This is a genomic window from Pseudomonas sp. FeN3W (assembly GCA_030263805.2).
GTDB classification, from domain to species: domain Bacteria; phylum Pseudomonadota; class Gammaproteobacteria; order Pseudomonadales; family Pseudomonadaceae; genus Stutzerimonas; species Stutzerimonas stutzeri_G.
The window spans coordinates 4064459-4084053 of sequence record CP136010.1 but is presented as its reverse complement, the minus strand read 5'-3'; the positions used below and the strand labels follow the sequence as shown (position 1 = coordinate 4084053).

General features: G+C 63.5%; 22 protein-coding genes. 6 read left to right on the top strand and 16 right to left on the bottom strand.

Annotated features, from left to right (window positions below; translation table 11 throughout):
- Nucleotides 1–317 precede the first annotated feature (317 nt).
- From P5704_019250 to P5704_019210, 9 genes are all read right to left on the bottom strand, one after another.
- The gene (locus P5704_019250) at nt 318–1583 is read right to left on the bottom strand and encodes an NADH:flavin oxidoreductase/NADH oxidase family protein (GenBank protein ID WOF78140.1); all 1266 of its coding nucleotides are present in this window, start codon (nt 1581–1583) and stop codon (nt 318–320) included.
- Nucleotides 1584–1719: 136 nt separating this feature from the next.
- Complete coding sequence (locus P5704_019245) at nt 1720–2181, bottom strand: pyridoxal-phosphate dependent enzyme (protein WOF78139.1); 462 nt, start codon at nt 2179–2181, stop codon at nt 1720–1722.
- A gap of 172 nt (nt 2182–2353) precedes the next feature.
- Complete coding sequence (locus tag P5704_019240; protein WOF78138.1) at nt 2354–3358, bottom strand: ABC transporter substrate-binding protein; 1005 nt, start codon at nt 3356–3358, stop codon at nt 2354–2356.
- 108 nt (nt 3359–3466) lie between these two features.
- Complete coding sequence (locus tag P5704_019235) at nt 3467–4333, bottom strand: ABC transporter permease (protein ID WOF78137.1); 867 nt, start codon at nt 4331–4333, stop codon at nt 3467–3469.
- A gap of 12 nt (nt 4334–4345) precedes the next feature.
- Nucleotides 4346–5221 (bottom strand): ABC transporter ATP-binding protein, encoded by an 876-nt coding sequence (locus P5704_019230; protein ID WOF78136.1) that lies wholly within the window; start codon nt 5219–5221, stop codon nt 4346–4348.
- A gap of 3 nt (nt 5222–5224) precedes the next feature.
- Nucleotides 5225–6268, bottom strand: a complete 1044-nt coding sequence (locus P5704_019225) for an ABC transporter substrate-binding protein (GenBank protein WOF78135.1) — start codon at nt 6266–6268, stop codon at nt 5225–5227.
- Between the two features lie 55 nt (nt 6269–6323).
- Entirely contained in the window at nt 6324–7211 is an 888-nt protein-coding gene (locus P5704_019220) for a TauD/TfdA family dioxygenase (GenBank protein ID WOF78134.1), read from the bottom strand.
- A gap of 154 nt (nt 7212–7365) precedes the next feature.
- Nucleotides 7366–8307, bottom strand: coding sequence for a sigma 54-interacting transcriptional regulator (locus tag P5704_019215; GenBank protein ID WOF78133.1), 942 nt, complete (start codon nt 8305–8307; stop codon nt 7366–7368).
- A gap of 54 nt (nt 8308–8361) precedes the next feature.
- Nucleotides 8362–8937 (bottom strand): alpha/beta hydrolase, encoded by a 576-nt coding sequence (locus P5704_019210; protein WOF78132.1) that lies wholly within the window; start codon nt 8935–8937, stop codon nt 8362–8364.
- A 257-nt stretch (nt 8938–9194) separates the two neighbouring features.
- Between P5704_019210 and oscA the strand changes: the two genes are divergently transcribed.
- The 5 genes from oscA to P5704_019185 all read left to right on the top strand — a co-directional run bounded on the left by oscA (nt 9195) and on the right by P5704_019185 (nt 13425).
- Entirely contained in the window at nt 9195–9374 is a 180-nt protein-coding gene (oscA, locus tag P5704_019205; protein WOF78131.1) for a sulfur starvation response protein OscA, read from the top strand.
- A 182-nt stretch (nt 9375–9556) separates the two neighbouring features.
- Nucleotides 9557–10555: a sulfate ABC transporter substrate-binding protein gene (locus P5704_019200; protein WOF78130.1), complete on the top strand. Its 999-nt coding sequence runs from the start codon at nt 9557–9559 to the stop codon at nt 10553–10555.
- Between the two features lie 179 nt (nt 10556–10734).
- A complete protein-coding gene (gene cysT, locus P5704_019195) occupies nt 10735–11550 on the top strand; it encodes a sulfate ABC transporter permease subunit CysT (GenBank protein WOF78129.1) in 816 nt (271 codons plus the stop codon).
- A gap of 13 nt (nt 11551–11563) precedes the next feature.
- A complete protein-coding gene (cysW, locus tag P5704_019190; protein ID WOF78128.1) occupies nt 11564–12439 on the top strand; it encodes a sulfate ABC transporter permease subunit CysW in 876 nt (291 codons plus the stop codon).
- A gap of 2 nt (nt 12440–12441) precedes the next feature.
- On the top strand, nt 12442–13425 hold the full coding sequence (locus P5704_019185; protein ID WOF78127.1) for a sulfate ABC transporter ATP-binding protein: 984 nt from the start codon (nt 12442–12444) through the stop codon (nt 13423–13425).
- Between the two features lie 79 nt (nt 13426–13504).
- On the opposite strand, the gene P5704_019180 is transcribed toward P5704_019185, so the two are convergent.
- From P5704_019180 to merR, 7 genes are all read right to left on the bottom strand, one after another.
- Complete coding sequence (locus P5704_019180) at nt 13505–13702, bottom strand: hypothetical protein (GenBank protein ID WOF78126.1); 198 nt, start codon at nt 13700–13702, stop codon at nt 13505–13507.
- Between the two features lie 108 nt (nt 13703–13810).
- Nucleotides 13811–14818 carry a branched-chain amino acid ABC transporter permease gene (locus P5704_019175; GenBank protein WOF78125.1) on the bottom strand — a complete coding sequence of 336 codons (1008 nt, stop codon included), beginning with the start codon at nt 14816–14818 and terminating at the stop codon, nt 13811–13813.
- Nucleotides 14819–14820: 2 nt separating this feature from the next.
- The gene (locus tag P5704_019170) at nt 14821–15708 is read right to left on the bottom strand and encodes a branched-chain amino acid ABC transporter permease (protein ID WOF78124.1); all 888 of its coding nucleotides are present in this window, start codon (nt 15706–15708) and stop codon (nt 14821–14823) included.
- Nucleotides 15709–15777: 69 nt separating this feature from the next.
- Nucleotides 15778–16995 carry an ABC transporter substrate-binding protein gene (locus P5704_019165; protein WOF78123.1) on the bottom strand — a complete coding sequence of 406 codons (1218 nt, stop codon included), beginning with the start codon at nt 16993–16995 and terminating at the stop codon, nt 15778–15780.
- 76 nt (nt 16996–17071) lie between these two features.
- Nucleotides 17072–17788 carry an ABC transporter ATP-binding protein gene (locus P5704_019160; GenBank protein ID WOF78122.1) on the bottom strand — a complete coding sequence of 239 codons (717 nt, stop codon included), beginning with the start codon at nt 17786–17788 and terminating at the stop codon, nt 17072–17074.
- On the bottom strand, nt 17785–18561 hold the full coding sequence (locus P5704_019155; protein ID WOF78121.1) for an ABC transporter ATP-binding protein: 777 nt from the start codon (nt 18559–18561) through the stop codon (nt 17785–17787). Before P5704_019155 ends, P5704_019160 begins: the two co-directional genes overlap by 4 nt.
- Before the next feature lie 211 nt (nt 18562–18772).
- Nucleotides 18773–19171 carry an Hg(II)-responsive transcriptional regulator gene (gene merR / locus P5704_019150; GenBank protein WOF78120.1) on the bottom strand — a complete coding sequence of 133 codons (399 nt, stop codon included), beginning with the start codon at nt 19169–19171 and terminating at the stop codon, nt 18773–18775.
- On the opposite strand from merR, the gene P5704_019145 reads away from it, so the two are divergent.
- A complete protein-coding gene (locus P5704_019145) occupies nt 19152–19595 on the top strand; it encodes a mercuric transporter MerT family protein (GenBank protein WOF78119.1) in 444 nt (147 codons plus the stop codon). The two genes, merR and P5704_019145, sit on opposite strands and share 20 nt — an antisense overlap.

The window sequence follows — 19595 nt, the reverse complement described above, 5'->3', positions numbered from 1 at the left end:
TCCTAGCGGAGCACGCGTGCGACTGGCAGCGATTCCGCGGCGATCTGATCCCAATGCGATCGGACAGCTCTATCGCTACGCCGCAACCCAATACCTTATAAGCACTCCCCTCCCCCATGTGGCGAAAGCGGCAGGTTGCCGCTGTCGCTCGACCTGGGCGGCGACATCATCATGGGCATCGACGACGTCGATCGAGTTTGCCCGCTGAGCGGTGCGGCGGTCGTGGCCAATCAGCTGGAGGCCATCAGCCACAGCCCGGGCAGCCGCGTGGCACTGGCTGCGGCTACTGCCAGCGCCAAGGTCGATCTCTTGATGCCTCAGGATGGCGAGGTGCTGACGCTCTGCCCCCGGCTTACCGTGCGCTGCGCCATCCAACGCCGATATTGCCGGGTGCGGAATATATCGGCCACTTGCTGTACCAGCAGTGCCCACAGCGGTGAAACGCCGGGTTGGCTGTCTCGTCCCCGGCTGAGTTTGCGCAGCTGATACTTGACCACGGCCATATTGGCGAGCGACGCCAGCATCTTGTTCTTCCAGGTGATCGGCGGCAGTTGTGGTGCGCTGCCGAGACCGAGCTGCCAGTCGCGTGGCAGGTTCGGGTCGATGGCCAAGGCGGTACCGATGCCGACCATCTCGATGCCGCTGGCCAGGACGTCCTGCGCCACCGGTGCGCGGCGGATACCGCCGGTGACCATGATCGGCATGCTCGCCACCGCGCGGATCTCGCGGGCGAATTCCAGGAAGTAGGCCTCACGTGCCAGGGTGCGGCCGTCGCGTGCCTGGCCCTGCATGGCCGGCGCCTCGTAGCTGCCGCCGGACAGTTCGACGAGGTCCACATCCTGCTCATTGAGCAGGCACACCACCTGCTGTGCATCGTCCGCGCTGAAGCCGCCGCGCTGGAAGTCCGCCGAGTTGAGCTTGACCGCTACGGCGAAGCGCGGTGAGACCACGGCGCGTACCGCCTTGACGATCTCCAGCAGCAGACGCGCGCGGTTGTCCAGCGAGCCGCCCCATCGGTCGTTGCGCTGGTTGGTCAGCGGGGAGAGGAACTGGCTGAGCAGATAGCCATGGGCGGCATGAATTTCCACCCCGGTAAAACCGGCCCGTTCACCCAGGCGAGCGCTACGGGCGAAGCGTTCGATCACGTCCTCGATCACGGCCTCGGTCATCGCCTGCGGCGTGGCGAAGCGCTTGGACAGGTTGCCCAGTTCCAGCTCAACGGCCGAGGGCGCCCAAGTCGGCTGGCCCAGGTTGGCTTGCATCTGCCGTCCGGGATGGTTGATCTGCAGCCAGAACTGCGCCCCCTTGGCCCGGCCGATGCGTGCCCAACGCTCGAACCTTGCCAGTTGTGCCTCATCTTCCAGCACCACGCCACCCGGCCCGGTCATGGCGCGGCTGTCGACCATCACGTTGCCGCTGATCAGCAGGCCGCTGCCACCCTCGGCCCAGGCCTGATAGAGGCGCAGCAGATGCTCTGACGGGGCGTGGTCGGCGTCCGCCATGTTCTCTTCCATCGCCGCCTTGGCGATGCGGTTGGGCAGAGTCGAACCATTGGGCAGGACAAGGGGATCGAACAGGGTCATGGACGCTTCCTCGGTTGAGCCAGCGGCGACCTTAATCTTAAAGTTCACTTTAATGTCAATGGCGTTTGTACTTGCTTCGACGCGTTATCGCTTTGAAACAATCTCATCGATCTAGCTGCTTGACCTTAAAGTTCTGTTAAATCTTAGGGTTGCCGCATCTGTCCCTCGAAGAACGCTCTGATGGGCAGAGGACCTTCAACTCCTCAATGCGGATAACAACGATGAAGCAGCTTGCCGAGCTTACAACGGCGGCGCCACGGGCCTTGAACGAGCCGGTGGGGATGATGCCCTCGTCCTTCAGCCAGAGATCGTCGATACCCAGGTCGCGGCCGATGCGCGGCGTGGCGAACAATGGCGTGAAGCCCTCGCCGAGGCTGACCACGTTGCTCGCATCCCGCACCGGCAGCAGTTCATGGTAGCGCCACAGGTTGGCCTCGCGGCCGATGAGGTCGCGGGGTCTCCAGCTTCGTTTCAGACCGTCCAGGTCATAGGCGACCAGCAGCGGCGCGCCGACCGCGCTGAGCTGCTGGATGCGCTCGGCATCATGGCGCTCGTCGGTCTTGGGGCAGTAGAGGTGGGACAGATAGCTGTAGGGCATGAAATGGGTCACCAATCAGTACGTAGGATGGATCACGCTTCATCGATCCACCGTTATGGCGGGCCAGATCGTAGGGTGGATGGCGCTTTTTCCATCCACCGAGGCGCCGAGTCAGCCAGTGGCGGATGAAAAGAGCGTCATCCGCCCTACGGAGAACGCGCATGGCGGGCGATCAACTGCCCGGGTTGGCGTAGGCTTCCTCGAAGAAGTAGTCCTTCCAGGAGTCGGCCTTGTTCTTCAGCACACCCAGCTCATGCAGTTTCTCGGCGTAGATGAAGGTGCGCTGCGGTGACACGGTGAAGTCGTTCTCCGGGTCGTCGATGATCTTCTTCACGAAGTCCAGCGGCAGCTTGGAGTTCTCCACGCGGATGTAGGTCTCGGCCGCTGCGGCCTTGTCCGCCTTGATGATCTGCTCGGCTTCCACCAGCGCGTCGTAGAAGGCCTTGTAGGTCTTCGGGTTCTGGTCGTGGAATTTCTCGGTGGCGTAGAGCACGTTGAACGTGGCCTGGCCACCGAGGATGTCGTAGCTGCTGATCAGCTTGTGCACCTTGGGGTTCTCCAGCGCCTGGTACTGGAACGGCGGGCTGGAGAAGTGCGCGGTGATTTCCGAGCCACCTTTGGTCAGCGCGGCGGTGGCGTCCGGGTGCGGCAGGCTGACGGAAATCTTGTCGAAGCGCTGGAAATCGTCATTGCCGTAGCGTTTGGCCGTCTCGATCTGCAGGGTGCGCGATTGGAAGCCGACACCGGCGGCAGGCACGGCGATGCGGTCCTTCTCGGACAGGTCATCCAGCGTCTTCACCTCTTCGCGATTGCTCAGCAGGTAGCCGGGCAGCGAGCCGAGCGCCGCCACTGCCTTGACGTTCTGCCGACCATGGGTGCGATCCCAGACGGTCAGCATCGGCGGCACACCGGCAGAAACCACGTCGATGGCGCCGGCCAGCAGCGCTTCGTTCATCGCGGTGGCGCCGGAGATGGTGCGCCATTCGACCTCGATCTCGTCCAGGCCCTGGGCCTTGGCGTGCTTCTCGATCAGTTGCTGGTCCTTGACCACGTGCAGCACCAGGTAACCGATGCCGAACTGCTGGGCGATGCTGATCTGCCCTTCGGCCTGGGCCACCAGCGGCAGCGCGAGGGTGCCGAGCAGCGCAACGGCTGCGGCGAGAGGGGATTTTTTCATGGGACGCTCCTGTGTACCTGACCTTGGCCGGCCAGGCGGTTAAGTGTGTGGTTGTGGTTCGAATCGAATAGGCGGATCGCGCTCACCCGGCGCGGCGAATGCAGCGTCTTATCGCTGCATCCCCCAGCGCTTGACGGTCAGCCGCTCGACCGTGGCGAACACCAGGTTCTCCACCAGCAGGCCGATGAGGATCACCGCGGCAAGACCGGCGAAGACCTTGTCGGTGTACAGCTCGTTGCGGTTCTGGAAGATGTACCAGCCAAGGCCGCCCTTGCCGCTGGAGGCGCCGAACACCAGCTCGGCGGCGATCAGGGTGCGCCAGGCGAAGGCCCAGCCGATCTTCAGCCCGGCGAGGATCGACGGCAGCGCCGCGGGAATCAGGATGAACAGCACGAAGCGCAAGCCCTTGAGGCCATAGTTGCGCCCAGCCATGCGCTGGGTTTCCGAGACGCCGAGAAAGCCGGCATAGGTGTTCAGCGCCAGCGCCCAGAGCACCGAGTGCACCAGCACGAAGATCAGGCTGTTTTCGCCCAGGCCGAACCACAGCAGCGACAGCGGCAACAGCGCGATGGCCGGCAATGGGTTGAACATCGAGGTCAGGGTGGACAGCAGATCGCGCCCCAGCTGGGTCGACACCGCCAGGGTGGTCAGCGCAAAGGCCAGGGCGATACCGACCAGATAACCCTTGACCAGCACCGACAGGGAAATCGCCACCTTCTCCAGCAGCTCGCCGCTGCCGATGCCCTCGAAGAAGGCCCTGGCCGTCTGCAGGAAACTGGGCAGCAGCAGGTCATTGCCCTGGTAACGCGCCGCTAGTTCCCAGATCAGCGCCAGGGCGATCAGGATCAGGGCCTTGCGCAGCCAGCCCTGTTGCCACAGCCGCTGCACCAGCGGCAGCTCGCGCTCCAGCTTGAGATCGGGCAGAGGCTGCAGGGGAATCTCGTAATCCTCACGCCGTGCGGGGGAAAGGCTCATGGTGCACGCTCCTCAGTAGGCGATGCGGATGTCATGGAAACCCAGCTCGGCAGCGGCGCGGGCGCCCTCCTCGCTGTCTTCGTCGAACAACAGGCGATGAATGCGTTGAGCGGTTTGCTGGAACGCCGCGCCGCCCAGGCTGTGCAGATCGAACTGGTGACTGCCCACCTCCGCCCGAACCCGCCCCGGATGCGGCGACAGCAGCAGAATGCGGTTGCCGACGATCAGCGCCTCCTCGATGGAGTGGGTGACGAACAGCAGGGTGAAGCGCACCTCCTCCCACAACTGCAGCAACTCCTCCTGCATCTTGCGGCGGGTCAGTGCATCGAGCGCGGCGAAGGGCTCGTCCATCAACAGGATCTTCGGTTGCATGGCCAGCGCACGGGCAATCGCCACGCGTGCCTTCATGCCGCCGGACAGGGTGTGTGGATAGGCATCGGCGAAGGCGGCCAGGCCGACCTTCTCCAGGTAGTGCAGCGCCCGCTCTTCGGCATCGCGGCGGCCCAGGGTGCGTGAGGCCAGCAGCGGGAACATGACGTTCTGCTTGACCGTCTTCCATGGCGGCAACTGGTCGAACTCCTGAAACACCACGATGCGATCCGGGCCCGGCTCGCGCACCTCGGCGCCATCCAGGCGGATGCTGCCGCCGACCGGCTCGATGAAGCCGGCCACCGCCTTGAGCAGCGTGGACTTGCCGCACCCCGAAGGGCCAAGCAGCACGAAGCGATCGGCACGATCCACCTCGAAGCTGACTTCGTGGGTGGCGCGCACCACGCGCTGCGGGGTGCGGTATTCGAGGCTGACCTGCTCCACCTGCAGCAGGGTGTCGAAGGCATTGGTGTGCTGTTGCGCGATGCTGGCCGTGTGGCCTTGCAGTAAGGCATTCATGGTTCAGCTTCCCTGGCCGATGGCGGCATCTTCGAAGAAATAGTCCTGCCAGGAAGCCGGCTTGTGCTTGATCGCCCCCACGCGCTGGAGGAACTCGGCCAAGGGGTAGGTGTTGGTCGGCGTCACGCTGAACTGGAACTGCTCGTTGTCGATGATCTTCAGCAGGTCCTCACGGCTGATCTTCGCCCCGGTCACGCGGATGTAGGTGTCGGCTGCCGCGGCCTTGTCGTGCTGGGCGAACTCGGCTGCCTCGGCCAGCGCGGCGACGAAGGCCTTGTAAGTCTTGGGGTTGTCCTTGCGGAATTTCTCGGTGGCATAGAGCACGGTCGGCGAGTTAGGGCCGAGCAGCTCGTAGGTGTCGAGCACCACATGCACGTTCGGATTTTTCAGCGCCTGGTTCTGGAACGGCGGATTGGCGAAATGCCCGGTCAGCTCGGTACCGCCGGACAGCAGCGAGGCGGTGGCATCCGGATGCGGCAGGGCCACGGTGTACTTGTCCAGGCGGTCGTACTGGTCGTCGCCCCACTGCTTGGCCGCGGCGTACTGGAGGAAGCGCGACTGCACCGACACGCCCACCGCCGGCACGGCGATGCGGTCCTTTTCGGTGAAGTCGGCGATGGTCTTGACGTTGGGGTTGTTGCTCACCAGGTAGTAGGGGAAGTTGCCCAGCGAGGCCACACCCTTGACGTTCTGCCGGCCCTGAGTGCGGTCCCACACGGTCAGCAGCGGGCCGATGCCGGCACCGGCGATGTCGATGGCGCCGGACAGCAGCGCATCGTTGATCGCCGCGCCGCCGGACAGCTGTTGCCACTCCACCTTGATCTCCAGGCCGTCGGCCTTGCCGTGCTTCTCGATCAGTTGCTGGTCACGCACCACGTTGAGCAGCAGATAGACGATGCCGAACTGCTCGGCGATGCGGATCTGCCCCTCGGCATGAGCCGCCTGCGGCGCGGCCAGGGTACCGGCCAGCAGGCTGAGGGAAAGGCCGATGCCGCTGGCCAGTCGGCCAAAACGCGGAATGAAGGAAAAGCGTTTGCCTAGAGACATGGTGTGACTCCATTCGGGATGCAAGCGAAAAGGGAAATGACGGTGTTGCGGTCAATCAGAACGGCACATCGCCCTGGATGGTCGTGCGGTGCATGCGCCGGCGCAGGTGGCTCGGGCAACCGGTAGCCAGGTGGATCAGCGCGCGGTTGTCCCAGAACACCATGTCGTGCGGCTGCCACTGGTGGCGGTAGATGAACTCGGGCCTGGCGCTATGGGCATACAGCTCGGCGAGGATCTGCCGGCTCTCGTCTTCAGGAATGTCGAGGATATGCGTGGTGAAGTTCTCGTTGACGAACAGGCCCTTGCGCCCGGTTTCCGGGTGGGTGCGCACCAGCGGATGCACCACTGCCTTGACCTCGGCCAATTGCGCCTCGGTCAGGGTCGGGCGGCGAATGCCGGCGAACACTTCATCGGCGTAACGCGCGGTGTAGGAATGTGCAGCGCGTTTGCCCTCGATGGCCTGGCGCAGCTCGGCGGGCAGGGTTTCATAGGCCAGTTGCTGGCTGGCGAACAGGGTGTCGCCACCCTCCTCCGGTAGTTCCTGGGCCAGCAGCATGGAACCCAGGCTGGGGAATTCCTTGTAGGAAAGATCCGAATGCCAGAACTTTCCGGCATCGCCCAGCCCAATGGGCTGACCGTTCTCGATGATGTTGGAGATGATGAAGATCTCCGGATGATCGGCCAGCAGAAACTGCTTGAGCACGTGAATCTGCAGCGGGCCGAAACGGCGGCTGAAGGCGATCTGCTGCTCGGGCGTGATGCGCTGGTCACGGAACACCAGCAGAGCGTGATCGAGATGGGCACGATGGACACGAGCGAAATCGATGTCGTGCAACGGTTGGGTCAGGTCCAAACCGATGATTTCCGCCCCCAGCGGGGCATCGAAAGGGCGAATCTCGAAGGCCTGCACCGAGGCGATGGGAAACGGGGCAACTGCCGACATAGAACAAACTCCATGCAAAGGCGCCAGTCGGCGCATCACTTAGGGAGGCTGCGAAAGCAGCCAACGATCAAGTGCGGCGCGCCGATTGGTCGGCAGGTACGCAATGAAACTAATGATTCAACGATGTAACGCTAGCGGCCCCGTTCCCGTGGCTTTACGCGGGCGACACCTCTTCAAGCTGCCTGGCAGCCTGCTGCAGCAATCGACTCAGCGCAGATCGCTGCTGCGCATCGGCATTGCCGACCAGGCGTAACAGGTCCGCCTCAAGCTGCGCGAACGGATCACGAAAGTTGAAATGTACGGGCAGCAACTCTTCGCCCTGGCTGACCAGTAGCGCAAAGTGAATGACGTTCTCCAGTTCACGTGTGTTGCCGGGCCAGGCATGCGTCTCGAGCAAACGCTGCGCGGCAAGGCCGACCTGCGGCAAGGGCAGACTTAAACGCTGCGCATAGACGCCTAGAAAATACTCGGCCAACGGCAGGATGTCCCCAATACGCTCACGCAGCGGCAATAGGTCTACTCGGCCATCGCTCAGGTAGTGGTAGAGCCGTTCGTTGAACTTGCCCGCAGCGACGGCCTGGCTCAGGTCGATGCTAGTGGCCGCAACTAGCCGAACATCGACGGGCGTCGCCCTGGTCGCACCGACACGCCAGGCTTCTCCGGTTTCCAGCGCCGTCAACAACTTGCTCTGCAGGCTCAGCGGTAGATCGCCGATCTCGTCCAGATACAGCGTGCCGCCATTGGCCGAACCAAACCAGCCAGCCCGACTGCTCAGCGCTGCGGCATGAGCCCCGGCGGCGTAACCGAACAGTTCCGCATCGGCGGCCGTAGTGCTTATCGCGCTGCAACTGACCGCCACGAACAACCCGCCCCGCTCGCTTTCGCGATGAACATAGCGAGCCAGCAACTCCTTGCCGGTACCCGATTCGCCACGGATCAGCAGCGCAATCGGTAGCCTTGCCAGACGATCGACATCATCACGAAGCTGCCGCGATCTGGGATCGATGAATACCAGCGCTTTGGCTCGAATGCTCAGCGGGCTGCGCTCTTCGTCAGCAAAGGTCAGCAGCGAGGGCGTTAGGTGTTGGTCGTTCATGACAGTGCTCGCAGAAAGGGCGTATGCCTATCCTGATGTAAAGGTTGTCCTGGTTCAGGCACGCTGGCGCGCCTGTCGCTCGATCCGGCTCTGCAGGCGGTACAGGCTGGCGAAGCCCTGTTCCCAGCGCCGATGCCCGGAGGCCACGTTGATATGCCCGGCACCAGGCAGGATCGCGGTCTCGCTGCCCCAGTCGCGGCCCATCTCGACGGCACGCGCGGCACTCGCCGCAGTGTCGCTGTCCGAACCGATCAGCAGGCTGGCAAATGGCAGGGGCTGGCGAGGAATTGGCGCGAAGTTGCGCAAGGGTTCCGGGCAACCGCTACGTTCGACATCCGCGGGTGCCACCAGCAGGGCACCGCGCAACCGTTGCAGCAGCTCCGCAGGCGCCTGCGCTGCCCAGTGCGCAACCGTGATGCAGCCCAGGCTGTGCGCCACCAGGATGACCGGCTCGACACTGGCGGCAATGCTGCGCTGCAGCTCGGCGACCCAGTCTTCGCGCCGCGGTGCAAGCCAGTCTTGCTGCTCCACCCGAGCGCTGCCCGGCAGGGTGCGATGCCAATGGCTCTGCCAGTGCTCATCGGACGAGCCGTGCCAACCCGGCACGATCAGATAACGGATGCTGCGCATATCGGCGCCTCCTGTGATTCATGGCAGCCAGTCTAGACAGACACAGAATCCAATTAAAAAGAATAAAGAATTCTTTGTTTATTCTTTTTATGACTATCAAAACACAAACCAACGAATCGCCTGCTTATTCCATATAAATCTATAAATGTTCTTAAACAATATTTTTAAGAATATTTCGTCTATCCCTATTATCCGCTCCACGCCTTGCTGGCTACGGCCGTTCCGGTCGTCACAAAAGGTTTTAACGGAGAACAGTAATGACCGCGACCATTCGCAACCTTGAGGGGCAGGACGAAGCCAGCATCCTGCGCGAAATTCACAGTGCCTTGAACGGCCTGAAGTTCGGCTCGGTGGAAATCACCGTGCACAACGGCCAGGTCGTGCAGATCGAGCGCAAGGAGAAGTTTCGCCTGCAGCCGACCGGCAAGAACGCCTGACTCCCAACTACCCCATCCATCAGCCCGACTGGACCACCGGAGGGCGTGACCATGAAACGAGCCAAGACCATGAACACGCACCGGTACTGCAGCTGTCGTCCGCGAATGCGGAGCTGAAAGCCCCGACACCGAATTCAGTAACAGCCAACACCAAAAAACGATCTGTTTTCAGGAGCTGCACCATGTCCATTCGCCGTTTTGCTCTCGCCGCCCTGGCGAGCGCACTGATTGGAGGCCAAGCGCTGGCCGCCGACACCCTGCTCAACGTGTCCTACGACCCGACACGCGAGCTCTATGTGGAATTCAACGAAGCCTTCAACAAGCACTGGCAGGCCGAGGGCCATGAGCCGATCAAGATCCAGCAGTCCCATGGCGGCTCGGGCAAGCAGGCCCGCGCGGTGATCGACGGCCTGCGTGCCGACGCGGTGACCCTGGCGCTGGCCGGTGACATCGACGAGCTGCACCGCCTCGGCAAGCTGATCCCCGAGGACTGGCAGACCCGTCTGCCGCAAGCCAGTACGCCCTATACCTCGACCATCGTGTTCCTGGTGCGCAAGGGCAACCCGAAGGGCATCAAGGACTGGGATGACCTGGTCAAGCCGGGCGTCGAGGTGATCACGCCGAACCCGAAGACCTCCGGCGGCGCACGCTGGAACTTCCTTGCCGCCTGGGCCTATGCCCAGCAGAAGTACGGCACCGAAGAGCAAGCCCAGGAATTCGTCGGGTCCCTCTATAAGAACGTGCCGGTGCTGGATACCGGCGCCCGCGGCTCGACCGTCACCTTCGTCAACAACGGCATCGGCGACGTGTTGCTGGCCTGGGAGAACGAAGCCTTCCTGGCACTGAAGGAACAGGGCGGCGAAGACTTCGAGATCATCGCGCCTTCGCTGTCCATCCTTGCCGAGCCACCGGTGGCGGTGGTGGACAAGAACGTCGAGCGCAAGGGCACGCGTGATGTTGCCGAGGCCTACCTGAACTACCTGTACAGCGAGGACGGCCAGCGTATCGCGGCGAAGCACTTCTATCGACCGCGCAACGAGGCCGTGGCCGCCGAGTTCAAGGATCAGTTCCCAGCGCTGAAGCTGGTCACCATCGACGGGGACTTTGGCGGCTGGAAGGCCGCGCAACCGAAGTACTTCAACGATGGCGGGGTGTTCGACCAGATCTATCAGGCGCACTGAAGCGGCTGCACTCGCGACGCTTCAGCCCTGAGATTACTCGACAGTTCGTAGGGTGGATCACGCTTTACCGATCCAGCATCGCCCCCCGCACGGAGGGCGATGCCGGACATGAAAGGCGACGTCCACCCTGCACGCCCTCGTGACGCTTGCGCCAGTCGCTCGAATAAAAGGCAACTTCCATGTCCCGATCTACCTCCGTCATACCCGGCTTCGGGCTGACGCTGGGCTACACCCTGGTGTACCTCAGCCTGTTGGTGCTGATTCCCCTGGGTGCACTGTTTCTCAAGACCACCGAACTCAGCTGGGCGCAGTTCATCGCCATCGTCAGTGCGCCACGCGTGCTGGCGGCACTCAAGCTGAGCTTCGGCACCGCCTTCGCCGCCGCCGTGCTCAACGGCATCATCGGCACGCTGCTGGCCTGGGTGCTGGTGCGTTATCGCTTTCCCGGCCGCAAGATCATCGAGGCGATGATCGACCTGCCCTTCGCCCTGCCCACCGCCGTGGCCGGTATCGCGCTGACCGCGCTGTATGCGCCGAACGGGCTGATCGGCCAGTTCGCCACAGCGCTGGGTTTCAAGATCGCCTACAGCCCGCTGGGCATCACCCTGGCGCTGACCTTCGTCACGCTGCCGTTCGTGGTGCGCACAATCCAGCCAGTGCTGGCCGATATCCCGCGTGAAGTGGAAGAAGCCGCGGCCTGCCTCGGCGCGCGTCCGCTGCAGGTGGTTCGCCATGTGCTGCTGCCGGCGTTGCTGCCCGCCTGGCTGACCGGCTTCGCCCTGGCCTTTGCCCGCGGCGTTGGCGAGTACGGTTCGGTGATCTTCATCGCCGGCAACATGCCGATGAAGACCGAGATCCTGCCGCTGCTGATCATGGTCAAGCTGGACCAGTACGACTATGCCGGCGCCACGGCCATCGGCGTACTGATGCTGGTGGTGTCGTTCATCCTGCTGCTGCTCATCAACCTGCTGCAGCGCCGCATCGCGCGTTCTTGAAGAGGCCATCGAAATGACTTCCGCTTCCCTATCGGTGACCGCCAATACCAGCGCCAATGCCACGCGCCGCGGCAACGCCCTCGGCCGTCGGCTGCTGATCGTCGCCGCCTGGCTGGTGTTCACGCTGTTCCTGCTGCTGCCTTTGGTAGTCGTCATCAGCGAATCATTGAAGCAGGGCTTCGGCACCTTCTTCAGCGCCATCTTCGAGCCCGACGCCCTGGCCGCGCTGAGACTGACCTTGCTCGCCGTCGGCATCTCGGTGCCGCTGAATGTGGTGTTCGGCGTCGCCGCCGCCTGGTGCGTGAGCAAGTACGAGTTTCGCGGCAAGAGCCTGCTGGTCACGCTGATCGACCTGCCCTTCTCGGTCTCGCCGGTGATTGCCGGCCTGATCTATGTGCTGCTGTTCGGCGCCCAGGGCTATTTCGGCGAATGGCTGAGTGATCGCGACATCCAGATCGTCTTCGCGGTGCCGGGCATCGTGCTGGCGACGCTGTTCGTTACCGTGCCCTTCGTCGCCCGCGAGCTGATCCCGCTGATGCAGGAACAGGGCAGCACCGAGGAGGAAGCCGCGCGGCTGCTCGGCGCCAGCGGCTGGCAGATGTTCTGGCACATCACCCTGCCGAACATCAAATGGGGCCTGGTCTACGGCGTGGTGCTCTGCACCGCGCGGGCCATGGGCGAGTTCGGCGCGGTGTCGGTGGTGTCCGGCCATATCCGCGGGCTGACCAATACCCTGCCGCTACACGTCGAGATTCTCTACAACGAATACAACCATGTCGCCGCGTTCAGCGTGGCCAGCCTGCTGCTGGCCCTGGCGCTGGTGATCCTGCTGCTCAAGCAGTGGAGCGAGTCGCGTATCGCCCGCCTGCACGCCAACGCCGAGGACTGACCATGTCGATCGAAATCAGCAACATCAACAAGCGTTTCGGCCAGTTCCAGGCATTGAACGCCATCAACCTGCACATCCAGAGCGGCGAACTGGTCGCTCTGCTCGGCCCGTCCGGCTGCGGCAAGACCAGCCTGCTGCGCATCATCGCCGGGCTGGAAACCCCGGACAGCGGCAGCATCGTGTTCCACGGCGAAGACGTCTCCAGCCGCGATGTGCGCGACCGCAACGTCGGCTTCGTCTTCCAGCACTACGCGCTGTTCCGCCACATGACCGTGTTCGAGAACGTCGCCTTCGGCCTGCGCATGAAGCCGAAGAAGCAGCGCCCGAGCGATGCAGTGATCGCCGAGAAGGTGCACGAATTGCTCGGCCTGGTGCAGCTCGACTGGCTCGCCGACCGTTACCCCGAGCAGCTCTCCGGCGGTCAGCGCCAGCGCATCGCCCTGGCCCGCGCGCTGGCAGTCCAGCCCAAGGTGCTGTTGCTCGACGAGCCGTTCGGCGCGCTGGACGCCAAGGTACGCAAGGAACTGCGTCGCTGGCTGGCCCGCCTGCACGAGGATGTGCACCTCACATCGGTGTTCGTTACCCATGACCAGGAGGAAGCGATGGAAGTCGCCGACCGCATCGTGGTGATGAACAAGGGCGTGATCGAGCAGATCGGCACCCCGGCGGAGGTCTACGCCAACCCGGCCAGCGAGTTCGTCTATCACTTTCTCGGCGACGCCAATCGCCTGCAGCTGGACGATCAGCGTAGCGTGCTGTTCCGCCCGCACGAGGTTTCCCTGAGCTCATCCGCCGGAGAGGGCTATTACGCAGGCGAGGTTCGGGACGTGCGTCCGCTAGGTGCACTCACACGGGTAACGCTCAGGGTCGCCAACCAAATCGAGCCGGTCGAGGCCGAAGTGGGTAGAGACCACGCCAGCCTTGTCGACCTGCACCGTGGCGAAACGCTGTATTTCAAGCCGAGCCAGGCTAATTCAGCCCCATGACAAGGTCTAAGCGTCCGCATGCTTGATAAGGGCCCCGACTCGTCGGGGCCCTTTCGTTTCAGCCGAATGCCGGAGTTTTTTACAGCGGACCGGGGTCAGGCATCGGATCCGGCGGCGGAGCGACTTTCTCGAGTTGCTCCAGCACTTCATCCGGCAACTCGTCCGGCCCGTCGAAGTCAGTATCGTTCTCGGCGTCGTCGAGGTCGTTGAGGGGCGATTCGTCGGCTCGCCAAGGCCAGGTGGGTTGCGGCTGCACTTGCGGTTCGGTGCCAGGCATGGCTCTGTCCTCTGAAAAGGGGCCTGGGAGGTTAGGCACGTATCCCGGTAACGGGTTCGCCGATGGCGGCACCGTCCGGCGCAAACCGGACGGCCGCGCAGCGCCGCATCATTTGAAGTTGCGCTTCACCAACCGCTCCAACCAGCCGACGATGCCGGAGCGGAACAGCAGCACGCAGAGCACGAAGATCACCCCGAGAATCACGTGCACCCATTCGCCCAGCGGCCCGTTGGACAGGTAGCTCTGCAACGTCACCACCACGGTGGCGCCGACCAGCGGCCCGAGGATGGTGCCGACCCCGCCGAGCAGGGTCATCAGGATCACCTCACCGGACATGTGCCAGTGCGCATCGGTCAGCGAGGCCAGCTGGAACACCACGGTCTTGGTCGCACCGGCCAGGCCCGCCAGCGCGGCGGAGATGACGAACGCCAGCAGTTTGTGCCGATCGACGTTGTAGCCCAGCGACACCGCGCGCGGCTCGTTCTCGCGGATCGCCTTGAGCACCTGGCCATAAGGCGAATGGATGGTGCGCTGGATGATGGCGAAGCCGAGCACGAACACCGCCAGCACGAAGTAGTACATGGCCATGTTGTTCTGCATGTCGACGAGGCCGAACAGATGCCCGCGCGGCACGCCCTGCAGACCGTTCTCGCCGCCGGTGAACGGCGCCTGGACGAAGACGAAGAACACCAGCTGCGCCAGCGCCAGGGTGATCATCGCGAAGTAGATGCCCTGCCGCCGGATGGCCAGCATGCCGAACAGCGCACCGAGCACCGTCGAGGCCAGGGTGCCGGCGAGGATGCCCAGCTCGGTGCTGAGCCCGCTGTAGCTGCTCAGCATGTAGCCGGTGATGTAGCCACCGCTGGCGAAGAACGCCGCATGGCCGAAGGACAGCAGCCCCGCGTAGCCCAGCAGCAAGTTGAAGGCGCAGGCGAACAGGGCGAAGCACAGCAGCTTCATCAGGAACACCGGATACACCGCCAGCGGCGCCAGCAGTGCGATCGCCAGCAACATTGCATAGAAGATCTTCTGCCGCCGCGCCGCCGCGTGCCTGCGCTCGCGTACCACACTGGCCTGCCGCAGCGATGCGGCCTGCACATTTGCCGGATTCGTCATGCTCATGCCTCCTTACCGAAGAGTCCCGCAGGACGAATCAACAACACCGCCACCATGACCAGGAACACCACGGTGTTGGCCGCTTCCGGATAGAAAACCTTGGTCAGCCCCTCGATCAGGCCCATGGCGATGCCGGTGACGATGGCGCCGAGGATCGAGCCCATGCCGCCGATCACCACCACGGCGAACACCACGATCAGCAGGTTCGAGCCCATGCCCGGGGTCACCGCGTAGATCGGCGCGGCCAGCACGCCGGCGAAGGCGGCCAAGGCCACACCGTAGCCATAGGTCAGGGTCACCAGCAGCGGTACGTTGATGCCGAAGCCCTGCATCAGCTTGGGGTTCTCGGTGCCGGCACGCAGGTACGAGCCCAGGCGGGTACGCTCGATCACGTACCAGGTCGCCAGGCAGACCACCAGCGCGGCGACGATCACCCAGGCGCGGTAGGTCGGCAGGAACATGAAGCCGAGGTTGAAGCCGCCGCGCAGCAGTTCCGGCATCGGGTAGGACGAGCCGGACACGCCGAACAGCTTGACGAAGCTGCCCTCGACGATCAGCGCCAGGCCGAAGGTCAGCAGCAGTCCGTAGAGATGGTCCTCATTGGCGATGCGGCGCAGCAGCCCGCGCTCGATGGCCATACCGAGGCAGCCCACCAGCAGCGGCGACAGCACCAGCGCGACCCAATAGCTCACGCCCAGGTAGTTCAGCCCGAGGAAGGCGACGAAGGCGCCGAGCATGTACTGCGCGCCGTGGGCGAAATTGATGATGCGCAGCAGACCGAAGATGATCGCCAGGCCCAGGCTCAGCAGCGCGTAGAACGCCCCGTTAATCAGGCCGAGCAGCAACTGCCCGAGCAGCACGCTCAGGGGTACGCCGAATACGAGAGTCATGGTTCACCACCCAAAGGAAGTCCGTGGCACCCGGCCGCCGCCGGCCGGGTGATGACGCGGATCAGCCGGTCAGTCCTTGGCGACCAGCTTGCTGCACTGGGTTTCGGCGATCGGCCGGTAGGCCTGGTCGCCGGGGATGGTGCGAACGATCTTGTACAGGTCCCACTCGCCCTTGGACTCGGCCGGTGTCTTGACCTGCACCAGGTACATGTCGTGCACCATGCGGCCGTCCTCGCGGATGCGGCCATCCTTGGCGAACATGTCGTTGACCGGCGTCTTGGCCATCTGCGCACGCACCGCCACGGTGTCGTCGGTACCGGCGGCCTTCACCGCGTTCAGGTAGTGGATGGTCGCCGAGTAGATGCCGGCGTGCACCATGCCCGGCATGCGCTTGGTGCGCTCGTAATAGCGCTGGGCCCAGGCACGGGTTTCCTCGTTCATGTCCCAGTACCAGCCGGTGGTCAGCATCAGGCCCTGGGTCACGTCCAGGCCCATGGCGTGGATGTCGTTGAGGAACACCACCATGCCGGCGAGCTTCTGCCCGGACTGGGTGACGCCGAACTCGCTGGCGGTCTTCAACGAGTTGACGGTATCGGCGCCGGCGTTGGCCAGAGCGATGACCTCGGCCCCGGAACCCTGCGCCTGCAGCATGTAGGAGGAGAAATCGTTGCTCGGGAACGGATGGCGGACCTTGCCGACGATGCTGCCACCGTCGCCTTCCACCACCTTGGTGATGTCGGCTTCCATGGCGTGGCCGAAGGCGTAGTCGGCGGTGAGGATGTACCAGCTCTTGCCGCCGTCGGCGAGCACCGCCTTGGCCGTGCCGTTGGCCAGCGCGTAGGTGTCGTAGGTCCAGTGGATGTGGTTCGGCGAGCAGAACTCGTTGGTGATGCTGGAGGCTGCCGCGCCGGAGATCAGCGCCAGCTTGCCGCCCTGCTCCACCACCTTGCTCGCCGCCAGCACCACGGAACTGGCGACCATACCGGTCACCATGTCGACGTTGCGCTCGTCGATCCACTGACGCACGGTGTTGGCGCCGACGTCCGGCTTGTTCAGATCATCGGCGTGGAAGACCACGACCTTCTTGCCGTCGACCGTGCCGCCGAAATCCTCGACCGCCATTTTCAGCGCTTCCAGGCCGCCCGGGCCGGAGAGGTCGCGGTAGGTGCCGGACATGTCGGCCAGATAGCCGATGCGGATTTCGTCGTTGCTGATCTCGGCCTGGGCGGCCGAAGCGATCAGGGAAGAAGCCAGGATGGCGCTCGCGCTCTTGCGGAAAAAGCTCATGTATTCACCACTCTCGATTGTTTTTGTTGTGGTTCGGGCCGGCATCCACTGCGGCCGTTTTACAGCTTCCTGAGGTTCACACCCCGAGACAGGAATTGAGAAAATCCTTCTTCGAATCCAGCTCCGCCGCCTCGATCTCTTCGATGATGCGGCCGTGTTCCATGACGTAATGGCGGTCGGCCAATGGCGCGGCGAAGCGGAAGTTCTGCTCCACCAGGACGATGGTCAGACCGCGCTGCTTGAGCTTGATCAGTACCTCGCCGAGCTTCTGCACGATGACCGGCGCCAGGCCTTCGGTGATCTCGTCGAGCAGCAGCAGGTTGGCGCCGGTGCGCAGAATGCGCGCCATGGCCAGCATCTGCTGCTCGCCGCCCGACAGCCGCGTACCCTGGCTGAAACGGCGCTCGTAGAGGTTGGGGAACATTTCGTAGAGCTCGTCCAGGCTCATCCCGCCACTGCGCACCGTGGGCGGCAGCAGCAGGTTTTCCTCGACGCTCAGACTGGAGAAGATGCCGCGCTCTTCCGGGCAGTAGCCGACGCCCAGCCGCGGAATCTGGTGGGCCGGCATGCCAATGGTCTCGTTGCCGTTGACCACGATGGAGCCGGTGCGGCGCCCGACCATGTTCATGATCGCCCGCAGCGTGGTGGTGCGTCCGGCGCCGTTGCGCCCGAGCAAGGTCACCAGCTCGCCACGGCCGACCACCAGATCGACGCCGTGAAGAATGTGCGACTCGCCGTAGAAGGCGTGCAGATCGCTGACGCGCAGCTGATCGCGGTCCATGGGTGGGGTCATGCGTGCGCCTCCTCGAGTGTCGCGGCTTCGCTGCCGAGATAGGCTTCGCGCACCTGCGGGTTGGCCGAAACGCTGTCGTAGTCGCCCTCGGCGAGCACCGCGCCACGCGCCAGCACGGTGATGCGATCGCACAGGCGGCTGACCACGCTGAGGTTGTGCTCGACCATCAATACCGTGCGCTTGGCCGCGGCCTTGCGCACCAGCTCGACGACCATGTCGACGTCCTCGCTGCCCATGCCCTGGGTCGGCTCGTCGAGCAGCAGCACGATGGGGTCGAGTGCCAGGGTGGTGGCCAGCTCCAGCGCACGCTTGCGCCCGTAGGGCAGCTCGACTGCCAGGGTCTGGGCGAAGGATTGCAGGTCCACCTCGGCGAGCAGCTGCATCACCTGATCGTCCAGCTCGCGCAGGCTGCGTTCGGATTTCCAGAAATGGAAGGAATTGCCCATCTTCTGTTGTAGGGCGACACGCACGTTCTCCAGCACGCTCATGTGGCCGAACACCGCGGAAATCTGGAACGAGCGCACCAGGCCGAGCCGGGCGATCTCGTTGGCCTTCATCGAGGTGATGTTCTTGCCGCGATAGAGGATCTCGCCACGGGTGGGCGTAAGGAACTTGGTGAGCAGATTGAATACGGTGGTCTTGCCGGCGCCGTTGGGGCCGATAAGCGCATGGATGTGACCCTGACGGACCTTCAGATCGACGGAATCCACGGCGGTGAAGCCGCGAAACTCCTTGGTCAGGCCGCGCGTTTCCAGCACGAACTCTGGTTCCATGGGGTGCCCTCTAACCTTGATTGTTGTTGTTTGGTTATGGCGCAGGTCGCTGCATGACCTTTACGTAAACGATAACAATCAGTTTCCGTATACGGCAAGTGGCTTTTTCAAACGGATGATGGGGTTTGGGGAGCAATGGAACCAAAAACCAACGTAAGCTCTGAATCCCACCGTAAAGGGGCTTTCCGATCTCCAGCTCACCCGCCAGGCATTACTCTCTGATCAGTGCCTCGATGATCGGGCAGATCGTTCCGCCGTCTCCCGCATCACATTGCTGCACCAGTTCGCCTAACAGTTGCTGCATGACGACCAAGTCGGCCATCTTCTGCTCGATCAACGCGAGCTTGCGTGCAGCCCGTGCTCGCGTTTCGGCACAGGCGCACGACTCATCCAGCGTCAGCAGTCCACCGACTTCCGAGAGCGTGAAACCCAGCGCCTGAGCCCGCTTGATGAAACGCAGTCGCTTCACCATGTCCACCGGATAGCGCCGATGGCCACCCAAGGGTTTGGCTGGTTCATCCAGCAGCCCGCGTCGCTGGTAGTAGCGGATCGTCTCGACGTTCACCCCGGCGGCGTCTGCCAGCTTGCCAATGGTCAGCTCTGTGGCCATCACTTTCTCCTTGATTCCGTACTTTGGTACGGAGTTTAGAATAGCACCTAGGCAATCAGGCTCAGGAGATGGGAATGGGGATGCAACTCACCGGAAAGGCTCGCTGGTCGCGAGTTCGCTGACCGCCATCGGTGCGTCGGTGTGCTGTGTCGGGCCACTGGTGCTGTTGGCACTCGGTGTCGGCGGTACGTGGGTGGGCGCTCTGACCATGATGGAGCCACTACGCCCCCTCTTCATCGGGTTGACTCTACTGTTCCTGGGATTGGCATTCCGCAAGCTCTACCTGGTGCCACAGGTTTGTACGCCAGGTACACCCTGCGCCGATCCGCGCACGCTCGTGCGACAGCGACTCGTGTTCTGGATCGTCAGCGTGCTGCTGCTCGGCCTATTGGCCGTGCCGTGGCTCGCCCCGCTGTTCTACTGA

Bases quoted from the DNA above. Each gene is read 5' to 3' on its own strand.
- P5704_019250 (WOF78140.1), bottom strand. From the start codon at position 1,583: ATGACCCTGTTCGATCCCCTTGTCCTGCCCAATGGTTCGACTCTGCCC.
- P5704_019245 (WOF78139.1), bottom strand. From the start codon at position 2,181: ATGCCCTACAGCTATCTGTCCCACCTCTACTGCCCCAAGACCGACGAG.
- P5704_019240 (WOF78138.1), bottom strand. From the start codon at position 3,358: ATGAAAAAATCCCCTCTCGCCGCAGCCGTTGCGCTGCTCGGCACCCTC.
- P5704_019235 (WOF78137.1), bottom strand. From the start codon at position 4,333: ATGAGCCTTTCCCCCGCACGGCGTGAGGATTACGAGATTCCCCTGCAG.
- P5704_019230 (WOF78136.1), bottom strand. From the start codon at position 5,221: ATGAATGCCTTACTGCAAGGCCACACGGCCAGCATCGCGCAACAGCAC.
- P5704_019225 (WOF78135.1), bottom strand. From the start codon at position 6,268: ATGTCTCTAGGCAAACGCTTTTCCTTCATTCCGCGTTTTGGCCGACTG.
- P5704_019220 (WOF78134.1), bottom strand. From the start codon at position 7,211: ATGTCGGCAGTTGCCCCGTTTCCCATCGCCTCGGTGCAGGCCTTCGAG.
- P5704_019215 (WOF78133.1), bottom strand. From the start codon at position 8,307: ATGAACGACCAACACCTAACGCCCTCGCTGCTGACCTTTGCTGACGAA.
- P5704_019210 (WOF78132.1), bottom strand. From the start codon at position 8,937: ATGCGCAGCATCCGTTATCTGATCGTGCCGGGTTGGCACGGCTCGTCC.
- oscA (WOF78131.1), top strand. From the start codon at position 9,195: ATGACCGCGACCATTCGCAACCTTGAGGGGCAGGACGAAGCCAGCATC.
- P5704_019200 (WOF78130.1), top strand. From the start codon at position 9,557: ATGTCCATTCGCCGTTTTGCTCTCGCCGCCCTGGCGAGCGCACTGATT.
- cysT (WOF78129.1), top strand. From the start codon at position 10,735: ATGTCCCGATCTACCTCCGTCATACCCGGCTTCGGGCTGACGCTGGGC.
- cysW (WOF78128.1), top strand. From the start codon at position 11,564: ATGACTTCCGCTTCCCTATCGGTGACCGCCAATACCAGCGCCAATGCC.
- P5704_019185 (WOF78127.1), top strand. From the start codon at position 12,442: ATGTCGATCGAAATCAGCAACATCAACAAGCGTTTCGGCCAGTTCCAG.
- P5704_019180 (WOF78126.1), bottom strand. From the start codon at position 13,702: ATGCCTGGCACCGAACCGCAAGTGCAGCCGCAACCCACCTGGCCTTGG.
- P5704_019175 (WOF78125.1), bottom strand. From the start codon at position 14,818: ATGACGAATCCGGCAAATGTGCAGGCCGCATCGCTGCGGCAGGCCAGT.
- P5704_019170 (WOF78124.1), bottom strand. From the start codon at position 15,708: ATGACTCTCGTATTCGGCGTACCCCTGAGCGTGCTGCTCGGGCAGTTG.
- P5704_019165 (WOF78123.1), bottom strand. From the start codon at position 16,995: ATGAGCTTTTTCCGCAAGAGCGCGAGCGCCATCCTGGCTTCTTCCCTG.
- P5704_019160 (WOF78122.1), bottom strand. From the start codon at position 17,788: ATGACCCCACCCATGGACCGCGATCAGCTGCGCGTCAGCGATCTGCAC.
- P5704_019155 (WOF78121.1), bottom strand. From the start codon at position 18,561: ATGGAACCAGAGTTCGTGCTGGAAACGCGCGGCCTGACCAAGGAGTTT.
- P5704_019145 (WOF78119.1), top strand. From the start codon at position 19,152: ATGGTCAGCTCTGTGGCCATCACTTTCTCCTTGATTCCGTACTTTGGT.
- merR (WOF78120.1), bottom strand. From the start codon at position 19,171: ATGGCCACAGAGCTGACCATTGGCAAGCTGGCAGACGCCGCCGGGGTG.